The organism is Xanthomonas vesicatoria ATCC 35937 (assembly GCF_001908725.1).
GTDB lineage: Bacteria > Pseudomonadota > Gammaproteobacteria > Xanthomonadales > Xanthomonadaceae > Xanthomonas > Xanthomonas vesicatoria.
Map to the genome: position 1 here is coordinate 12,182 of NZ_CP018727.1, position 18,488 is coordinate 30,669.

16 protein-coding genes and 2 pseudogenes are annotated in these 18,488 nt (G+C 61.7%); 3 read left to right on the top strand and 15 right to left on the bottom strand.

Annotation, left to right across the window (positions count from 1 at the left end; translation table 11 throughout):
* Positions 1 to 14: 14 nt before the first annotated feature.
* The 12 genes and pseudogenes from trbG to BJD12_RS23475 form a co-directional block, all read right to left on the bottom strand.
* Complete coding sequence (gene trbG / locus BJD12_RS23425) at positions 15 to 1,007, bottom strand: P-type conjugative transfer protein TrbG (RefSeq protein WP_005988220.1); 993 nt, start codon at positions 1,005 to 1,007, stop codon at positions 15 to 17.
* A 26-nt stretch (positions 1,008 to 1,033) separates the two neighbouring features.
* Positions 1,034 to 1,744, bottom strand: a complete 711-nt coding sequence (gene trbF / locus BJD12_RS23430; RefSeq protein ID WP_005988222.1) for a conjugal transfer protein TrbF — start codon at positions 1,742 to 1,744, stop codon at positions 1,034 to 1,036.
* A gap of 6 nt (positions 1,745 to 1,750) precedes the next feature.
* Positions 1,751 to 3,223, bottom strand: a complete 1,473-nt coding sequence (gene trbL, locus BJD12_RS23435) for a P-type conjugative transfer protein TrbL (protein WP_058563545.1) — start codon at positions 3,221 to 3,223, stop codon at positions 1,751 to 1,753.
* 19 nt (positions 3,224 to 3,242) lie between these two features.
* Positions 3,243 to 3,584, bottom strand: a complete 342-nt coding sequence (locus BJD12_RS24500; RefSeq protein WP_126936559.1) for a hypothetical protein — start codon at positions 3,582 to 3,584, stop codon at positions 3,243 to 3,245.
* Positions 3,581 to 4,359, bottom strand: a pseudogene (locus tag BJD12_RS23440) (conjugal transfer protein). Before BJD12_RS23440 ends, BJD12_RS24500 begins: the two are co-directional and overlap by 4 nt.
* Positions 4,360 to 4,377: 18 nt before the next feature.
* Positions 4,378 to 6,948, bottom strand: coding sequence for a TraG/VirB4 family ATPase (locus BJD12_RS23445; protein WP_005995699.1), 2,571 nt, complete (start codon positions 6,946 to 6,948; stop codon positions 4,378 to 4,380).
* 66 nt (positions 6,949 to 7,014) lie between these two features.
* Positions 7,015 to 7,191: a hypothetical protein gene (locus BJD12_RS23450; RefSeq protein WP_005995701.1), complete on the bottom strand. Its 177-nt coding sequence runs from the start codon at positions 7,189 to 7,191 to the stop codon at positions 7,015 to 7,017.
* A 92-nt stretch (positions 7,192 to 7,283) separates the two neighbouring features.
* Positions 7,284 to 7,604, bottom strand: a complete 321-nt coding sequence (locus BJD12_RS23455; RefSeq protein WP_005995702.1) for a TrbC/VirB2 family type IV secretion system protein — start codon at positions 7,602 to 7,604, stop codon at positions 7,284 to 7,286.
* Positions 7,605 to 7,677: 73 nt separating this feature from the next.
* On the bottom strand, positions 7,678 to 8,682 hold the full coding sequence (locus BJD12_RS23460; protein WP_005995704.1) for an ATPase, T2SS/T4P/T4SS family: 1,005 nt from the start codon (positions 8,680 to 8,682) through the stop codon (positions 7,678 to 7,680).
* 84 nt (positions 8,683 to 8,766) lie between these two features.
* Positions 8,767 to 8,976, bottom strand: a complete 210-nt coding sequence (locus tag BJD12_RS23465) for a helix-turn-helix domain-containing protein (protein ID WP_017164018.1) — start codon at positions 8,974 to 8,976, stop codon at positions 8,767 to 8,769.
* A 703-nt stretch (positions 8,977 to 9,679) separates the two neighbouring features.
* Positions 9,680 to 10,510, bottom strand: coding sequence for a hypothetical protein (locus BJD12_RS23470; RefSeq protein ID WP_074059633.1), 831 nt, complete (start codon positions 10,508 to 10,510; stop codon positions 9,680 to 9,682).
* A gap of 576 nt (positions 10,511 to 11,086) precedes the next feature.
* Positions 11,087 to 11,479 carry a hypothetical protein gene (locus tag BJD12_RS23475; RefSeq protein WP_042827858.1) on the bottom strand — a complete coding sequence of 131 codons (393 nt, stop codon included), beginning with the start codon at positions 11,477 to 11,479 and terminating at the stop codon, positions 11,087 to 11,089.
* 316 nt (positions 11,480 to 11,795) lie between these two features.
* Here BJD12_RS23475 and BJD12_RS23480 point away from each other — a divergent pair.
* The 3 genes and pseudogenes from BJD12_RS23480 to BJD12_RS24505 all read left to right on the top strand — a co-directional run bounded on the left by BJD12_RS23480 (position 11,796) and on the right by BJD12_RS24505 (position 14,813).
* A pseudogene (locus BJD12_RS23480) lies at positions 11,796 to 12,243 on the top strand (avidin/streptavidin family protein).
* A 137-nt stretch (positions 12,244 to 12,380) separates the two neighbouring features.
* Positions 12,381 to 14,057: a tannase/feruloyl esterase family alpha/beta hydrolase gene (locus BJD12_RS23485; protein WP_058564067.1), complete on the top strand. Its 1,677-nt coding sequence runs from the start codon at positions 12,381 to 12,383 to the stop codon at positions 14,055 to 14,057.
* Between the two features lie 372 nt (positions 14,058 to 14,429).
* Entirely contained in the window at positions 14,430 to 14,813 is a 384-nt protein-coding gene (locus BJD12_RS24505; protein WP_155616385.1) for a hypothetical protein, read from the top strand.
* Between the two features lie 556 nt (positions 14,814 to 15,369).
* Here the strand turns inward: BJD12_RS24505 and BJD12_RS23495 are convergent.
* The 3 genes from BJD12_RS23495 to traG are packed head-to-tail and all read right to left on the bottom strand — an operon-like array spanning position 15,370 to position 18,487.
* Complete coding sequence (locus BJD12_RS23495; RefSeq protein WP_042828500.1) at positions 15,370 to 15,909, bottom strand: plasmid pRiA4b ORF-3 family protein; 540 nt, start codon at positions 15,907 to 15,909, stop codon at positions 15,370 to 15,372.
* A 32-nt stretch (positions 15,910 to 15,941) separates the two neighbouring features.
* The gene (locus BJD12_RS23500; RefSeq protein WP_005996176.1) at positions 15,942 to 16,433 is read right to left on the bottom strand and encodes a hypothetical protein; all 492 of its coding nucleotides are present in this window, start codon (positions 16,431 to 16,433) and stop codon (positions 15,942 to 15,944) included.
* A complete protein-coding gene (gene traG, locus BJD12_RS23505; RefSeq protein ID WP_042828498.1) occupies positions 16,430 to 18,487 on the bottom strand; it encodes an IncP-type conjugal transfer protein TraG in 2,058 nt (685 codons plus the stop codon). The genes BJD12_RS23500 and traG overlap by 4 nt, the downstream gene beginning before the upstream one ends.
* Position 18,488 lies beyond the last annotated feature (1 nt).

An 18,488-nucleotide genomic window follows, 5' to 3' on the forward strand; every position in this document is an offset into this window, starting at 1 on the left:
CGGCACCTCTGTAATTAGCGACGGCGGATCGTGATGGTTTGCTTGGCGCCGACGCGCAGCTCGGCACGATCAAACACGCGGTCCACGATGTAGGTCGGGCCGCTGGTGCCGTTCGCTACGCCTTTGACGCGGTAGTTCACTAGCAGTGGTTCGCCCTTCTCGATCAGGAACAGTGCCGGGGCATCGGTTGCGTTGAGCGTGGCCGGCATGCGGATATAGGTCTGCGCGCCATCGTCAAAGACTTGCATGGGCTTCCAGGAATAGCGGCCGCCCTTGATGTCGTAGTTGAAGTGCAGCGCATCAGGGGCAACAGCCACCGGCTGGACGGCCTCGCGCTTGGCTGCCACGGCTTGCTGCGCTTTCCAGGTGTCGAGCGGGTACTGCCACGAGACGCTGGGCATGCTCCAATCGGCCACGCTGCGCGCGGTGACCAGGTAGGTGCGCCGATTGGTGGCAATGAACAGGTCGTTGGTCAGGCCTGGCTCCACCGCCTTGAGCACCAGGTGCACTTGCTCGCCGGCATCGGTGCCGCTGGTGACCTGGCTAATCAGCCACCGCACCGTATCGGACCCGTTGACCTCGCCCGTCAGCTGCTCGCCGGGTTGGAAGTCGATAACGGTCTGACGACCTGCGCCGACATAGATCGTGTAGAGCGCACCAGGCCGATAGGTAAAGATCGTCTGTCCGCCCACATTGGCGGTGCTGGCGCTTGTTGGCACTTGCCGTGCCTGGCCGACGTACTCGGCCACCTGGGCGCGCTGCTTGCTGTCGAAGTTAGACCGCGCTTTGGCGACGCGCGGGGAGACATGCTCCGGCGGCACAGGCGGCGCCACATAGGCCGGTGCGGGCGCGGGGGCGTTGTTGGCTTGCGTCGTCGCATTGGCGGCCGCCGTGGTGTTGTCGTTGAGCGCGCTGGTGATCGCGGGCACCTGTGGCGTGGTCTGCGCATTGGCAATGCCGGCGGACAACAACAGCAAGGGCAGAAGGGACGTCTTCATGGTTTGCATAGTGTTTGCACTCTTAGGCGAAAAAATTAGGGGGTGCTACCGATGTCGCGCTGCCAGTTGAAGTCCGTGATGAACAGGCCGAGCGGGTTCACCAGCTCCACCTTGGGATCGGGGGTGCTTTGCTTGACGGTGAACGTGGATGTCCACGTCGCCCGCTCCTTGACCTGGCCCTGGTCGGTGAAGCTGGTTTCCACCCACCGCACCTGGTAGCTGTCTGCCGACACGGGAACCACTGAGGTGACTTGCGTGGTGACCGTTTCGGTGCCGACCTTGCTCATGGTCGAGCCGGGCGCGCGAGCTTCGGCATTGAGCTTGTTCGCCGACGCAGGGGTCATGAAGCTGTAGGCCTCATTCCATGCCGATTTCACCACTACCGGATCGAGCGGGACGGTGCGCACCAGCTCCACCCAATGTTTGAGGAAGTAGCGAATTTCGGCCTGGCCGGGCGTGTAGTTGGGACTGGCGTAGCCCACAACCTGCGGCGCGCCATCGGTGTTGATGCGCGCAATAAGCGGCTTGGGAGGTGGGCGGTTGCTTAGGGCAATCAAGCCACCGGCCAGTAGCACCGACAAGGCGTAGCCGCCAACGGCTGCCCAACGCCATGCGCGCTTGTCGCTCTCCGATTTTTCGAGTTTGTCTGTCCAGCCTTTGCGCGCTGAATCGTGGTGGGGCGACATCGGCGGCGAGCTGGGACGCTGGCCGACGGGCGTTTGCAGTAGGTCTTTGGTGCTGCTCATGCGTGGTTAGCTCTCGTCGTTGGTGGGGGCAATCGTCGGGTTCCCACTGCCGCCACCGCTGGTGGTCGTGGCCCCTTTGATCGCTATCGTTGATGCTTTGGCGACGGTTGCTGCGTCGCTGAATCGCTGTCTGCCGGCTTCCAGCCGTTCCGGGGACGGGGTAGGTGTCGCAGGCGGTGTAGCTGCAGGCGGTACACCGCCGCTCATCGCAACGCCCTGGGACCAGGCATCCTTCACCGCTGCGCCGGCATTGGTGATCGGTGCAGCGGCCATCCGGCCGACTTCCGACGCACCAGCGGCCGCGTAGCTGGCGCCCGCTGAGACGCCGCGATCAATGTTTGCAGCGGCGGCCGAGCCGAACTTGATTGCGGCCTGGCCGAGCCGGGTGCTTGCAGCGCGTTGAACGCCGGCTGCAACGGCCTGGCCGGCCGGTGTCGTGCTTGCCGCCATCAGCCCACCAATGACGCTGCCACGCACACCGGGATTGCTCAGTGCAGCCGCACCGGCCCCGGTGCTGTTCGCCGCAGCTGCACTGCCGGCGCCGTGGATCTGCCCGGCAGCCGTGATGGTCTTGGCCGCACTGGCGGCGCCCATGCGGCCAAGCGCGGCGGCACCGACACCAGCACCGATGGCGGCTGCGCCGGCACCGATGGCCACGCCGGCCGCACTGCCGGCTGTCAACGACGGCGAGCCTGAGAGCAACCCGCCCGCCAATGCTGGGGCATGCACCGCGAGGATGGCCATAACAGCTGCTGAGACTGCGGCTAGGTAAGTCACCAGCAATTCGGGAGCCGGCGGCACTGTGAAAGTAGCCATAACATTGCCGTAGACAGCCATGATGAAGCTCAAGACCATCAATTTGACGCCTTGGGCTATGACGGCTCCAATTGCTTTTTCAGCAAGGAACGCTGTGTGGTTGCTTATCCCCCACGGGACCAGGATCAAGCCAAGCACCGACACCAGATAGAATTCAATGACGGTGAGCATGCACGTGAACGCCAACACGGCAAATGCGCCGAGAATGAATAGCTCTGCGACGGTGTACTGGACAACGACTGCAAGCATTGCAACCTTGTCCATCCAGCTGCCGCGCTGCATGTCTTGGATTTGGTCGTCAATTGGCTTGATGACCTCCATAGCTCTGTCGAGGATCGCGCTAGGGTCTTTTACCAGCGTCGAGGTACCGCCACCGGCTAAGGTACCGATCTGCGCCAAGCCACTGGCTACGCCGTTGGTCAACGTGGGCCACGACGCTACAAGGAAAGCAAAGAAGCCGATCCGCAGCAGCTTACGAAGGAATGGCGCGGTGAAGTCTTCACCGCGCAACGCCCAAAACAGTGCAGCTAACGCAATTTCTATGGCGGCTAAGGTTCCCAGAATTGCCGACGCGCGGGGCGTCAGGATTCCAAACCCGTTGGAAAATACGTTGACAAAGTTGTTGAGCAACGCGGTTAGGAATCCGGTATTGGTCGGGTCCATTGCGGCCTACCTTCAGTAGTTAGAAGCTGGTCTTTGCTGGTGGCACGGTTGACTTCGCTGGAGTGCTGCGCTTGTCACCGCAGTTCCCGTATGCGCGGCAAGTCTTCAACTTGAGCCGCGCATCGTCGCCAGCACCAGACCCATATGTTTTTTCTATCTGGTCAGCACACGCCTGGTCATAGGTTGCAACCTGCTTGCATTTGTCAGGCAGGCCCAACTTCTCAAAAACAGGGATGACCGCATCACTCGGTATTGTCCCGTTGGCAGTGGGCGTGCCTTTGGGTGACGCTGCGCGATCGCCGTTACAACCAGCCACGGCGACGATTGCTGCAACCAATGCTAGAGAGATGATCTTTTTCACTTCAAGAACTCGATCTGGGCCGGGGCGACAGTGGATTTCTCGTAGGCGCTGCTTCCATAGGCCCGATTGACCTTGATGTTGTTAGCCTGGTCGGCTGATAGTTGCCTAGCCTGTTCCTCAAGCAGAGCTTGGTTCATCGCTGCGGTCTGTGCGTTGAGCTTCATCATTTCCTGGCCGACCAGCATGTTGATCTGGTTGCCGGCCTGCGTAGCAGCTAAGGCACCAGTCGCTGACTGCGAGGCCTGGCCCATCGTTTCAAACTGCTGGTTGGTGCTATCCAGTGTGTCCAGGACGGCCGCGCCGCTGTATAGGGCGTCCTCAACGTTGTTTCGACCTTGCGCTTGCCACTGATCGACCATCGCGGAGAGCTGTTGGAACGTCGCATCGCTGTTCAATTGCGGGTACCGCTGAGCGAACATATCGCGCGTGTTTTGTAGGTTCGCCATGCTCCCGCGTAGCTGGTTGATGCTCTGCTTATAGGAGTTGTAAACCTGCTGGTACTCGCCGAACACATTGCGCGGCAGTGAGGCTAGATTGCGGCCCTCGTTGGCGACTTGCTGAATCTGCAAGTTCAATTGATCCAGCTGGGTTTTGTACTGCTGCACCTGCTTTGCATAGGCGCTGATTTCCTTGCTCTGCTGCAACAGCTGGGTCACCAGGTTGCTGCAATTGGCACACACAATCGCTTGCGCGGGGGCGCATAGACGGCGGAGCCGCCGGCAACGGCAATGCCGATGGCAACGGTGAGGGCTGCGGTGACGCGACGAATGGTCATAGCGTTCTCCATGCGGGGTTAGGCTTCGACGGTGGTGTTGCTGGGCGCTGCGGGGCTGCTATCAACAGAGCGCACGAAGTCGAGCGCCCATTGCAGGGGTGATGGGGTGCGTTGACTCGCCGGCTTTGCCAACTGTGCCTGGTCGTATTTGTTGACCAGGTGGGTCAGGTAGGCCTCGTTGAACTGCACGGTGGAGCTGGTGTTCTTGCGGATGGCGATTGCTTCGCGCTGCGCTTCTTTGCCGGTTGCACCGCACACGGCCAGCGCCAGCGGTCCCAAGCCCAGCGAGAACAGCCGATTGCCCTGCGGGCTGGTCAGGTAGTAGTCGCGTTTGGGTGTGCTGCTGGCGAGGATGTCTAGCTGCTTATCGTTCAAACCGAACATCCGGTAGAACTTGGCCACCTCGTCGTTTCGGGCGCTGCTGTTGGGCAAGAAGATCTTAGTCATGCACGCCTCGATCAGCGTCGGCATGATCTTGGATTGCGCCACGTCGGCCAGACTCTGCGTGGCAAACCACACAGCGACGTTGGCCTTACGCAGCACCTTGAGCCATTCGCGGATCTTGGCCGAAAACGCCGGGTGGTCCAGGAACAGCCATGCTTCATCGAGCACCAGGAGGCTCGGCCGCTTCGCGTCGAAGCGCTGCTCCAAGCGGTGGAACAGGTAGGTCAGCACCGGCATGACCACCTGGGGAGTGTTCATCAATTCTTCCATTTCAAACGCGAGCCAGCTGCCCAGCGACACGTCATCGTGCGTTGCATCCAGCAAGTAACCGTGCGCGCCGTCCACGGTGAACGGGTGCAAGGCCTCCTTGATGTCTGGATCTTGCACCAGGACGGTAAAGCCCGAAATGGTGCGCTGCTCAACCGGGCTGTCCTCGGCGCCCAACTCGTTGAGCGCATCCCAGATGGCGCGCTTACGCTGCGGCGTCATTTCGACGCCTTCGCCCACGATGATGTCGATGAGCCATTCTTGCGCCCACGCCCGCTCCTGGTCGTTGTCCACGTGGGCAAGCGGTTGAAATGCCGGGCTGGCGTCGCCGCCTAGGTCGTAGAAGCGCCCACCCACGTGGTCGGTGGTAATGCGCGAGCTGCCGCCCTTGTCGAATACATAGACCTGGGCCGCCTCGTAGCGGCGGAACTGCGTTTCGGCAAGGTTGAGCAGCACCGACTTGCCGGCGCCGGTCGGGCCGATGACCATCGTGTGCCCAACGTCGCCGACATACGTACTGAATCGGAACGGCGTGGTTTCCCCGGTGACCACGAACATATGCGGCGGGGAGTGGTCCAGGTTCTGATTGCCGGGGAATAGATCGTTCTGGCAGTAGCGCGGGCCGGCCCACACGCTGGAACTTGGCATGGCGTGGGCGAGATTGAGCGTGGACACCATCGGCCGGCGGATGTTGTGCTGCGCGTTGCCTGGCACCGCGCCGAGAAACGCATCGATGGCGTTGCCGTCGCGGCCTTCATCCAGGGTCACAAAGCCAAGGCCGTTGATTTCGCGCTCGACCGCGCGCAGCTTGGTTTCCAGCCGACGCGGGTCGGTGTCCAGCACGATCAGCGATTGCGTGAAATAGCCATAGCCCACCGCTTCGGCGGCGATTTCTTGCATCGCGGCGTTGGCATCTGCCGCGTTGGCGAGCGCTTCGGGGTTTTCCAGCGCGGACTCCGACTTGCTCAGCAGCTCCTTCAAGATGACCATGAAGGACTTGCGGCCGCTGAACCACTCGCGCTGGATCTTCTTCATTTCCTTGTCTGCGGTGGCCTTGTCCAAGGCCACCCAGCGCGTCACCCACCGGTAGGCCATGCCCATCCGGTTCAAGCGGTCCAGGATGCCGGGCGTGGTCTGCGTCGGGAACTGGCGCACGGTGATGATGCCCATGTAGTGCTTGCCCAGCTTCGGCTCTTTGCCGCCGATCAGTGGGGTGTCGGGCAGTACCCGGCACAGCTCCTGGGAAACGTCACCCGGCACCACCGGATGCCGCTTGGTGCTAATGGTGTCGTGTAGGTAGGTCAGCAGCTCGGTGTCATCGAGCGCGTGGACCTCGGGCAGGATCGCCGAGAAGGCTTCCAGCAGCCGCACACGCTCGACCACGAATTTTTCGAGCCAATCGTTGATGGTCTGCCGATCCCGATTAGCGGCGGTCTTGCGTTGGCCGTCCGGGTCGGTGAAGAACCAGGCGCGGGCCGTGCTCTCGCGCGCCTTGGGCGGCAGCCATCCGAGCGTGAAGTAATAGGTTGTCTCGAAATGTATGCCAGTCTCGGCGATGGTGCGGCGCTCTTCGTCGATCAGATACGACATGGGATCGGGGAAGTATTCACCGCTGGGGTAGCTGGTGCTGGGAGCGCGCTGCGCGTCGATCTGGAAATACCAGCCGTCGCCGAGTCTGCGGAACAGGTTGTTCATTTGGGCCGACACGGCAATCAGTTCGTGCTTGGTCGCCGAGTCCAGGTCTGGACCGCGATAACGCAGCGTCGTGATTAACGATGCATTGCGGTTCAGCACCACACCGGGGGCGACCAGGTACGCCCACGGCAGCACATCGCCAATGTCGGTAGGTTCGTTGCTGTATTTCGGAAGTCGCTGCATGGGTTGGCCTTCACTGAGCGCCACCGTGCAGTGATCCGCCGTAGCGGACCACTGCACGGTAGCCCGCTATGCGCGGTAGTGGTTTTTCAAACGGAGCGCGCGTTTCAACGCCTCCGGCCATTGCGTGTCGTACTTGGTCAGTAGAACCAGGCCGATGTGGATGACGATGTAGAACGGCAAGCTCCACCACGATTGCAGGCCGAGCACGAGGGCTGCAGCTGTCGTGAACGCGACAACGGCCATGTCGCGTGGAATACCTAGAAGAAGCCTGGGCGTGGACAGTGCGCGGTGTACCGGCACCTCATAGCCATCTGGGTTTTTTTGTTCGTCCACGATCAGAACACCGCGCCGCCGCCGAAGCCAAGGAGGCCGAGGAAGAACGTGCTTGCGGAGAAGGCAACCGACAAGCCGAGCAGGACCATCATCAGCTTTCGCATACCGGAGCCTCCTTCCGAGTTCGCCATCCCGAGACCACAGACAACGATGGAGATCACCCCAATCGCCTTAGCGACGGGACCGGTGATGCTATTCAAAATCTTATCTAGCCAGTCTTCCCACGGCATGCCGGTGCCGCTTGCGTAGGCGGCAGCCGGCACCATGAGAACCGCCAGCGTGAGCAGCTGGAGCGTGCGAGTGTTGCGAAGCTTCATCGTCATGTCCTGCGTTGGGGGGAAAGTTCTTTGTTTTTACGTAGTGTGTATACATCTAGCACACCAAGCAGCGGCCCGGTCATTCGGCTGACAGAAGCTTGTAGACGTGCCCTTCTGGCGTCTGCTCGACGCCCTTGACGCGCAGCACTTCACGCACGCGCCGCACCGCCTTGCGGCCCTCATCGTCGTCTACCGTCTCGAAACCGATGCTCACGATGATCTGCACCGTGCGGGCGATCTTGCGCGGAACCGGCAAGAACCCGCCTTGCACAAGCAGGTCCTCGATGCGCTCCAATGCTTCATTGGCGCTGTTGGCGTGGATGGTGCATAGCCCGCCGGGATGGCCGGTGTTCCAGGCATCGAGCATGTCCATCACTTCCGGCCCGCGCACCTCGCCGACGATGAGGCGGTCCGGAGTGAGGCGCAGCGTGTCGCGCAACAGGTGGGTCATGCTCCGGGTGATCTGGTCGCGGTTACGCACGGTGCGCAAGCGCACCACCTCGTCAGCTTCCACGCGCAGTTCTAGCGTGTCTTCCAGTGTGATCACCCGCCCGGTGATGCGGCCCATTTCGTACAGGACCGCATTGGCGAAGGTGGTTTTCCCGGTGTGGGTACCACCGACGATCACGATGTTGTCGCGCTCATGCACGGCCTTGACGATGATGTCGCGATGACGCTGTGTCAGCTGACCATTGGTGACGTAGTCGTCCAGCGTCAGGCGCAGGTTCGATTTCTTGCGAATCACGAACGTGGGGCCATCGGGCGATTCGGGCGGCAGGATCGCGTGGAACCGGTAGCCCGATTCCGGCAGCTCGGCCGGGAAGCTGGGGTTGTCTTTGTCGGCAATCTCGCCAACGTGATCGGCCACGATCTTGATGACACGCGCCCGCGTGTTCACATTCAGGGTGTGGTCGTGGCAAATTCGGCGGCCATCCTTCACATACCACAGCCGGCCATCGGGGTTGGCGCGCACTTCTTCAACGTCTGGATCATCCAGCAGCTCGCCGATGGCACCGCCGAGTGCGGATTTCATCATGTCCAGCAGCCGGCTATGACGTGTGGTGATGGAAAAGGATGCACTCATGTATGAGCTCCAAATTGTAGCTTTTACTATACCGAATTAAGCGAACCTGACCTACATCCACATTTGTTCAAAATGTGACGGGCGCTACGGTACGAGAAGCTTCCACAGCGGGACACCCACACACTTGGCCAGCATGGCCATGTTGTCGAGGTTGGGGGGCGACTTTCCAGTTTCGATGTTGCTGATCCAGGAACGCGTCAAGCCTGTTCTATCCCTAACGTCCCTTTGACTGAGCTTCGCTGCCTTCCGTGCTTGGCGGAAATTGCGTGCAAAAATCAGCCTCTCCACGGGCACAGGCTTGGGATCTTGGTGGCTGTCAGCAGCACGCGGTCGGCCTGGCATTCGGTGCAGTACCTCTGTGGTGGATAGAACATGGCACCACCGATTTGGCCAGTCGGCGCTAGCACTGGATTTTAGCAAAATGCTCTCTGGGTCTCAGAAAGAGGGTGTGCACTGCGGATGCGAAGCGCTGTTGTGCGCGTAGCGCACGGCGACCGCTCTTAAACGCAGACCACCCGAAGCCGGCAGCCGTTCCAGGGTCATGCCCTGCCTCGAAGTCCGCTTAATCACTTCCTGCTGACCCGCTGTTGTTTTTTGCGGGAGGGAACCGCCGCCACTGCGCGTTCATCGGGTTTGGTTTCCCGATCTGGCTGATGCGCAGTGGCGGTGGGAGGGGCGCAGCCCCTCTATCGAGCTTCTAACGTTGTCGGCGTCGCGTAGCGGCGGCGACGCCGATCTGCTGTTGATTTTCTGCTGACTGTGCTTTGAACCATAGGTTGACTGGATGGCCGGTCAACTAAGGGGCACAAATAACGTAATTTGCCCACAGGCTTATCCCCCGAGCAGGCGGCGAACTCGGCTTGGGGGGTGTCGTTGAGGGCGTCGGGGCGGTGAACGAGGCCGTCGGCGGCGGAGCGGCTGGCCGTTTCGCGGCAGATTTGCCGGCGTGGATGCCTGTTTTTGCGGCGGCGGGCAGGGGCGAGCCTGCCGGCGACGGCTACTGTTTCTGTTTGAAGAAATCTACGAGGTCCGCGATGTACTCGGCGGAGTGCAGTAGGCCGCTTGGCGGGTCCCCCGTGGCGCGGTACGCCGCAGGGTGGGCATCGCCCGTACGCGGCGTGGTGTGCGGCTCCTGGGGCGGCTGCCGGCGCGCTTGCGCCTGGGCGAAGGAGGCGACACCGGTCCCCCGCGCCTGGTCGGCGTGCTTGCGGTCGCGCTTGAGTAACCAGGTGGTGCCGGCCATGCCGCACAGCACTTTGAAGTTGAGCCGGCGCACGCCTGGCTCGCTGCACCACACGACGGCGCCCTTGGCGTCTTTGGTGTGCCGGCGCACCTGCTTGGTGGGGAATGCCCAGCCAAGGCTCACCATCATGTCGATCGAACGTTTGGCACGTTCCAGCTCGGCGCCGGTCTGCCCACCATAGGCGAGCTGGGCGAGATCCCTGAGGGTGTAGCGCTGCCAGGGGCCGCCCCCGTCGCGCGGCTTGCCTATAAACCCGGTGCGCACGTCGGCCAGGTAGAGCAGGGCGACGGACATGGCCAGCAGGGATGCGGCTCCATCCGAGCGCAGCGCCCGCACCCGCGTCAGCGCCTTGTCCAGGGCATAGCCGGCCACGCTGACGCTGTGCCTAACCTGCAGCCATAGCGCGCCGTCGCGTTCTTCCAGGTTCTTCACCAGCGCGACGCGGGTGGCGTCGAGGACGCCCGGCCGGCGCTTCTTGCCGGCCGGCGGCTTGGGCTGACGCCATTGCACACGCTTGTGCGGCCGACCGCTAGGTGCGGTCGGCTCGGGGCCTTGAGCGTGTGGGCCTGTCGTTACTGCTGGCATGTCCCGCGCCGATGAACGGCAGCGGGGCAAGGTGGTCGGCGTTTAGGCCTTTGCATCCTTTTCCCTCTTGCACGGCTTCGCCGGCGGGATTAGGATGGAGCTATCGGATAGCCCATTGACTGGTTTTGTCCCGCCAGCCCAGTGATGAAAAAGCCGCCCTGCCAGGGGCGGTTTTTTCGTTTTCGGCATCCGCTCATCAGACCAGCAGACCGCCTCGTTGTTGGTACCTCTGCTGCTGAACTACCTTATTGCTACAGGAGCGAGCGAACTCGCAGGAAAGGTGGTGGACGGTACGCGGTCATCAAAACCGGATAGGCAGAAGCGGGAACCGGCAGGCCTTGCAGCCTCCGCGCACCGCCCACCATAGAACTGGCGAGCTAAATAAAAGCGCCAGCATCGGACGATGGGCGCTTGCGCGCTCCTGCCATCTTTATCGGTTTGATGTGCCGAATCACTGATTGTGCAGCGATAGCTCAATCCTCTCGCCAGCCGGCGCGCGTGTCAAGAATAGGCAGGCCTGCATCGAAGCAGGGCCTCCATTGTGTTCCCATACACAGGCCCACACCGGCAACCTCTTTAAACCGTCGCCATCTCTACTGCCGCCGCCGCTTTTGCTTGCAGGTTGAGAAGCGTGGCGATGACGGCGTGCAAGTCGACGTACTGGGTGTGACGTTGGAAGGCGGCTGCCGGCGATTCCGGGTCACTTGGATCGGTCTGCAAATGCTCCTGGAACTGCTCGGCCAGCAAACCAGCCATGAAAGCGACGTGCGCGTGGTTGGCCTGCAACACGCTGCGGCCAATGGCCTCGAAGTTGTGCAGGCTGTCAGATAGCCACATGACATCGCGCGCCACCGTGCGACTGGCAAGGGTGGTATCGGCACGGTAGGCACTGTATTGCCGGATGGCCAACGCGGTGGTGCCACTGAAAAGCACCAAGCTGGCCAACTCATCGGTGTAATTGATGCCCATGGTTTTTGTCTTCCTCGGGAGAGCAGGGAGGGCGCAGTGCCGGTGAGAGAAGGGGTGCATACGAGGGTAGGCAGGGATTCGTGTAAAAAAACAGCCAAAAGTGAGTTAACTCGACTCGCTGTCATCCCAGAATTTTTCACGGATTTCTGCCGACCCTCTTTTAGCTATCCGAAACGCGCATCGCCATGCGTGTAACACCCTGACCTTCGTCAAGGATAAGGGATGGAGACACCCATCCCAGCAACGCGGCCCCGGTCGGTGCTATCTAGTCGTTGGCTTGAACCGGCCACTTTTCGCTTGATTACGAGGAGAACTGATGATGTGCATGTCCATGCGTCAATATGCTGCCTGCGTTGCGCTGCTCGGAAGTTGCGTCTCGCTCGCCCAGGCCGCACCAACCTGCAACAACCCGGTAGGCGAATGGAAAAACCAGCTGGGCTCCACACTCACGATCACCGCTGTACAGACCTCCGGGCAACTCTTGGGCACGTACATCTCGCCTTCCGGCACCACTGGGGGGGTGTATCCGCTAGTCGGCTGGTTTGCTAACCCGGTTGCCGGGTCGACGGCATCGAGCAAACTGCCCGCCATCACTTTCTTCGGTGCAGTGGGGTAATTACGGCAGCATGACTGCCTGGACCGGCACCTGTGATGCGTCTGGCGGCGTACCGGCCATCACCACAGTCTGGCACTTGGTGCGGACCGGTTCCCAGTATTCGTGCGACCACATGCTCACCAACAGCGATGTTTTCGTCCCCAAATGAAAGTGCTCGCCTACGCGGCCAGCGCCAGTTTGGATTGCTCCCGCCGCTTCCAGAGGGCATAGCCGGTACCGCCTGCTCTTCAACCAAAGGAAATGCTCATGTTGCGATTGAACGGGTTACGCGTATTGCTACGGACGATGGCGGCAACCGGCGCTTTGCTGACAACAGCATCGGCGTCGGCCGCTTGCGCCGGCATGCTCGCGCTGTCCCTGCCGTCCACCACGATCAGCAGCGCTACCGACGTGCCCGCCGGTTCCTTCACGGCGCCGGACGGCACCGTGCTCGACGCACTGCCGGCGTTTTGTCGCGTCGTCGGTGTGTCGCGGTCGACCAGCGATTCGGAAATTGGGTTCGAGGTGTGGATTCCGTCCGCGGGCTGGAACCAGAACTACCTGCAGGTCGGTACAGTCGTTTTCGCCGGAAACATCCAATACAGGTCGCTTGGTTTCGCCTTGCGCCGCGGCTATGCGACCGCAACCACCGATGGCGGCCACCGGGCATCGATCGGCGATGCGAGCTTTGCGCTCGGCCACCCGCAGAAGATCGTCGACTGGGGCTATCAGGCGCTGGCCACGACGATCTCCAACGGCAAGGCGCTGGTCTCCGCCTACACGCACCGCGCGCCGCACTATTCCTACTTTTTCGGCGCCTCCAATGGTGGCCGCGATGCGCTGATCGCAGCGCAGCGCTTTCCGGGCGCCTTCGACGGCATCATCGCCGATGCGCCTTCCAGCGCCTGGGTCCACAACGCGTTTTCCTGGCTGTGGTCGCAGGACGCCCAGTTCGGCAGTCCGGCGGCCACTATCTCGGCGGCCAAGCTGCCGGCCATCCAGGCCGCCGCGCTCGCCCAATGCGATGCAAAGGACCACACGGCCGACGGCGTGGTCAACGACCCGCGCCGGTGCCGCTTCGATCCCCGCGTGCTGTTGTGCAGCGGTGCCGAGAGCGACGCGTGTCTCACTGCGCCACAACTGCAGACGCTCGCCGCCATCCTTGCAGGCCCGGTCAACCCGCGCACCGGCGAGCGCATCTACTACGGTTTCGAGCCGTTCGCAGTCGCCACGCCGGGGACATGGAACCAGTGGGTCACCGGCAACGCCGCCGTTCCCGGCGGCGGCCATGCGGTGCTCTCCAACCAGTTCTTCGCCAACATGGTGTTCGATACCGGCAGCGCCGGGTTCGACCATACGCAGGTGAACTTCGATACCGATGTCGCCCGCGCCGAACGCAAGCCGGTCGCCGGCCAGCCGCTGGCCAGCGTCATTGACGCCACCTCTGCGGATCTGAGCGGATTTCGCGCGCGCAACGGCAAGATGATCCTGTATATCGGCTGGGAAGATCCGGTGGTTCCGCCGCGAGGCGCGATCACCTATTACGAATCGGTCGTGGCCAGGCAATGGCTGGATAACCCGCAGATCAGCAGGGCTGAGGATGCGCTTGCGCAGACCCAGCAGTTCTTCCGCCTGTTCATGGTGCCCGGCATGGGCCACTTCACCGGCGGACCCGGTACGTCGGCCTTCGGCGCGCTGTATGGGCCGCCCGCATTGGCCATCGATCGCCAGCACGACGTGTTGTCGGCGATGGAGGCGTGGGTCGAGCAAGGCATCGCACCGGAGCGCATCGTCGCGGCAAAATACGCCAATGACGACCCGGTCAAGGGTGTGGTCCGCACCCGGCCGCTCTGCCACTATCCGCAATCGGCGTTATGGATTGGCCAGGGCAGCGCCGACGATGCGCAGAACTTCCTCTGTGTGGACAGTCCGCGCGGCGCCTACCTCGACGGTGCGGCGCCAGGCTCGGCGCAAGGCCGATAAGTCGGGCGCTCGCAGCGCGGCTATTATGAAGGTATGGAGGGTCGGCATGGATTCGCGAAATGCCCTTTACTGACAGTGATTTAACTCACTTTTGGCTGTTTTTTACACGAATCCCTGCCGACCCTCTAGTTGATCGGAAGATACCCGAAACCTCAGTTCCTCGGCTGAGGACGGAGTGGGCTGTATGCTGTATCCCGTTTTATGAGATGGTCAGAGATGCCGACCCGCAGCAACACAAGAGTTTGGGCAGACCACGTCCAGGATCGTGTCCGCTATACCCTAAAACACCTTCATCCCGCATTTGTTTCATTCCACGCGCCGGCGCGTGCCGCTCAACCTGGGCATCCGGGAAGGGTGGCCAGGGATTTCATAGTGCGTGTCGAATACTCACATCATTGCTTCAGCAATGGCGTTGCCAAGGTGCCTAACTACAACCCAGATCATCTTTACATTTGGGAGAAGCGCAAGTGCGATCTCAGGGTTTTTTGCCCTAAACGATACGAGGACAGCAAAGAGCTTCCGGAGCTGATCGGGGCTCTGGATCAGCGCAACGTCTATCCAACACGGCACGACAATCATTTCGCGGTAAAACGCGTGACACCAGATGGGCACTACTCAATTTGGTTTCGAGTGGAGCGCGCGGATCGGTTCCTGCTGATGGTTGTTGAAAGCGCATACGTTCGTCTTGATATGGATGAGCAGATCGCGCGCTCCTCACCAACGAAACTGATAGATGTCCTGGTCAATGCTAAGTGACCAGACAGCAAAAAGCCCGCGTGAGCAGGCTTTTTGCTAAACAGCATGGTGTTGCGGGCCGGAATCTCTTAACCCCACTCTGGGTGGGACCTTCTCTCGAAGGTGGCCAGCTTCCCCTACGCACCGGGTCGGGAAAGCCTGTAACTGCTCAGTGACAGTGGCGTAATCATGCGTCACGACTAGCGGGCGAGTCAACCTAGGTAGACTGCCAGCTGTCAATCTCCCTTCAGGAATCTGAAGGAATGGTCGCAAACGCTATGAGACTAGTTCGAGGATCTGCCTTAGGAGAGCCGGAGAGCGTGTCAATCGCGTCGCCCAGTTGCATGATAGGTTGGGGCAGTTGCTCGCCCTGCGCAAGGTACCGGTCGATACTCTTCTGCCACGCCAGCCGTAGCTCAGCGGGATCTATGTCTGCTCCGGGGCTAGCCAGGCAGCCTGCTCCACAACATACCTCGCAGAGGGTTTGCTGCCCTTGCAGATGAGGTCTGTTTGCCCCCGCACACCAGCGAAGCCAGCCTTGTCCGGCAGATGATTACCGTCCCTGGGACGGCTGCGTTTAACGGTCAGCTTTCGGCATGGACAGCTTGACGTACTCGGCAAGACGATCTCTGGCTTCACTAATGTCGAACGCGTTGGGGTCGAATGGGCCACCTAACCACTCGGTGAGTTCACGTCGGCGAGCACTGCTGCGCCCAGCAAGTATCCTGAGCATCTCCGCATAGCCCCATGGGCCGCCGCAGTCCTCCGGTGGACAGGCGTTCTTGCCGGTAATCAAGTGCGGGCAATTCTCTGTTGGTTCTTCCATCACCTTCTCGACTGTCACTCGGTGTTGCCAGTCATCGCCAAAGTCGTAGGTGTAGATCAGCGTCTCTCCAATGCCAGACACATCGCACAAGCGGCGCTTACTGGAAATCTCGCTGCCATTGCCATGCCCGAACGAGAACAGGTGCATCAATTCCCAGCCCATCGCGCCCTGGATGAAGTAGTGCAACTGCGACAATTTCACGTCAGCGTAGATGTCGAGCCGACGCCACACTGTGGGGGTGATGCCAAGCAACTGGATTTTGAGCCTCCATACGGGCGGGTGGCTGACCATCGAAACGGACACCTTAGGGGAGCGTAATGCGTTCATGGGGGGGCCTCTGGATCATGGTCGGCGTTGTCGGTCTGCCCGGTTGCTGCTTGCAGGGCGTCAAACTCGCTATCGGTCTGGGCGCGTAGCAGCGAGGCGGTCAACTTGTCCAGCAACGGCGTGCGCCCGCTGAAGACCCGTTCCACCGATGCGATCAGGGCGTTATAGAAGCCCTCCCCGGCTGCGTTGCTGGCCGGTGTGGCTGCCGGCAGCCGTGCAAACAGGTTCTTGGTCGTGAGCGTGGTCAGCTCGACCAGCATCTGATTGCCGAAGTGCACGTTGCGCACCTCGTTGCGCAGCGACCGCAGCTCCTTCAAGACCAGCATTTCCTCGGCTTTGGCGTGTTCGGGGTCGTAGCGCTCGGCGAGCGCGGCTTCTACCACTGCGCGCAACGGGATGCGCCGCTCGGCGGCCTCGCGCTTGGCGAGCTGCATCAGCCGGGTTTCGATTTGCGTGTGCAGGATGGTCTTACCAACAGATTTCTTCATGGGAGCATGTAGTCCATGTCGTCGTCGGCTGCATCCATGCCATCGGCTTTGGCGGCGGGGCTGACGGTGAGTTCATGTGTGTCGATGTCGGCATCGGCGTCGATATCGTCATCGAGCGTGGGCGCCGCCTCGACGGCCACCTCCGGTGCGGGCGTCGGCTCGGGGGTGGGGTCCAGGTCGCGGGAGTCGTCGACGGCGGGTTGCAGGGCGGCCGCCACCGCGACCGGCACCACAGCGGGGGTGAGCTTGGTCCACGGGTTGCCGGCGACGGGCGGCCCGTAGGGGTATGGCCTGGCTGCGGTGTTGGCGACTGGCGCGTACTTGTGCGTCGGGTCCAGCACCTTGCCGCGCGCATCGGTCGGCGGCACCAAGTCGCGGAACTTGGCGTCGCTGTAAAACTTGATCTTCACCGCCATGATCGGCGGCAAGCCCGCCACCACGATGATTTTCTTGGCCGGGTCCATTTCTCGCACTTCGCCTGGCGTCATCAAGGCGCGGGCCGATTCCTGGTTGGACACCATCACGTGCCCGAGCCAGCCAGACAACCGGCCTCCGGTGTAGTTGGTCTGCTGGTGAATTTCAGTGGTCATGCCGAGCGAGTCGCTAATGCGCTTGGCCGTCTCGTCAGTGTTGGGCGCATACCACACGTGGATATGCGCACCGTCCATTACGGTATTACTCGGCCCGTAATATTTCACGATTTGGTTATAGCTCTGGTTGATCATCATGCACTTGATGCCGTAGCCGGCCACGTAGCCCAGCCCTTCCTCGAAGAACTCCAACTTGCCCAAGGACGGGAATTCATCGACCAGCAACAGCAGCCGGTGCTTGTTGCCCTCGGGGTGCAGTTCCTCGGTGAGCCGGCGAGTGATCTGTTGCAGCATCAGCCGGAACAGTGGCCGCAAACGTGACTTGTCGCTCGGCGGGCTAATCAGATACAGCGACAACGGATATTTGGCGCGCATCAGGTCAGTGATGCGGAAATCGCTTTCGCATGTTGCGGCCTGCACGATGGGGTCGTAGTACAGGTTGAAGAAGCTGCGCGCGGTGGAATGCACACCGCTGCGCTCGTTGGCGCTCTTGTTGAGCATGGCCCTGGCCCCGATCGCTACGACCGGATGCACTGTGCCGTTGCGGTGCTTGGTGTCGAGCATGTATTGCAGCGTGGCTTCCATCGTCCGTTCCGGGTTATCCAGGAACATGGCGATGCCGGCCAAGGTCTTGTCCGGCTCGGCGTAGAGGACATGCAGCACCACCGCCAATAGCCACGAGTCGGCCTCCTTGCTCCAATGGTCGGGTTTGCCCTTGCCGTCCGGGTCCACCAGCATGTCGGTGACGTTCTGGGCGTCCTTGACCTCGTTGTCGCCTGGGCGGATCTCGGCCAGCGGGTTGAACCGGCAGGTGTCGCGCTGGGTCGGGTTGAATTTCAGGACGTAGCCGATCCGGCTCCGGTAACCCGATGTCAGTTCCCAATTCTCGCCCTTGATGTCGTTGACCACCACGCTGGCCTGCCAGTTCAGCAGCGTGGGCACGACGATGCCCACGCCCTTGCCCGACCGGCTTGGGGCGGTCACTTCCAGATGCTCAGGGCCGTCATGGGTCAGGTAACGGCCGTCCTCGGTCAGGCCCAGCACCACACCGGCCTGCCCCAGCAGCCCCGATTTTTCGATTTCTTTGGCCTCTGCCCAGCGCGCCGAGCCGTGCGTCAGCACTTCCTCCTGGGCGCGGGTGCGGTAGATGGCCACCGCCACCATGACCACGAAACCCAGCACCGCCGACGCGGCAACGATGTAGATGGCGCGCGTGAAGATGTCCGGCGCGTAGGCGTTGTAGTCCCACAGCCACGGGAAGTACGACCAGGGCGCATAGATCCCGTGCCCCTGGATCTGGAACCAGGGCGCGCCGAGCTGGGGCTGGTAGGCCAGCGCGTAGGCGACGTACTGGCCCGCCGCCCACACGCCCAGAAAGATGCACGCCAAGCAGGCGACGATGGGACCGCCGCGCAGTCCGCCAGCGTGGCGCGTTTTCTCGCGTTGTTTGCTTTGTGGTGCCACC

Bases quoted from the DNA above. Each gene is read 5' to 3' on its own strand.
- BJD12_RS23470 (WP_074059633.1), bottom strand. From the start codon at position 10,510: ATGCCAGCAGTAACGACAGGCCCACACGCTCAAGGCCCCGAGCCGACC.
- trbL (WP_058563545.1), bottom strand. From the start codon at position 3,223: ATGGACCCGACCAATACCGGATTCCTAACCGCGTTGCTCAACAACTTT.
- BJD12_RS23460 (WP_005995704.1), bottom strand. From the start codon at position 8,682: ATGAGTGCATCCTTTTCCATCACCACACGTCATAGCCGGCTGCTGGAC.
- BJD12_RS23475 (WP_042827858.1), bottom strand. From the start codon at position 11,479: ATGGGCATCAATTACACCGATGAGTTGGCCAGCTTGGTGCTTTTCAGT.
- BJD12_RS23495 (WP_042828500.1), bottom strand. From the start codon at position 15,909: ATGGTCAGCCACCCGCCCGTATGGAGGCTCAAAATCCAGTTGCTTGGC.
- BJD12_RS23500 (WP_005996176.1), bottom strand. From the start codon at position 16,433: ATGAAGAAATCTGTTGGTAAGACCATCCTGCACACGCAAATCGAAACC.
- BJD12_RS23450 (WP_005995701.1), bottom strand. From the start codon at position 7,191: ATGGCCGTTGTCGCGTTCACGACAGCTGCAGCCCTCGTGCTCGGCCTG.
- trbG (WP_005988220.1), bottom strand. From the start codon at position 1,007: ATGCAAACCATGAAGACGTCCCTTCTGCCCTTGCTGTTGTTGTCCGCC.
- BJD12_RS23485 (WP_058564067.1), top strand. From the start codon at position 12,381: ATGGCGGCAACCGGCGCTTTGCTGACAACAGCATCGGCGTCGGCCGCT.
- BJD12_RS23445 (WP_005995699.1), bottom strand. From the start codon at position 6,948: ATGCAGCGACTTCCGAAATACAGCAACGAACCTACCGACATTGGCGAT.
- trbF (WP_005988222.1), bottom strand. From the start codon at position 1,744: ATGAGCAGCACCAAAGACCTACTGCAAACGCCCGTCGGCCAGCGTCCC.
- BJD12_RS23455 (WP_005995702.1), bottom strand. From the start codon at position 7,604: ATGACGATGAAGCTTCGCAACACTCGCACGCTCCAGCTGCTCACGCTG.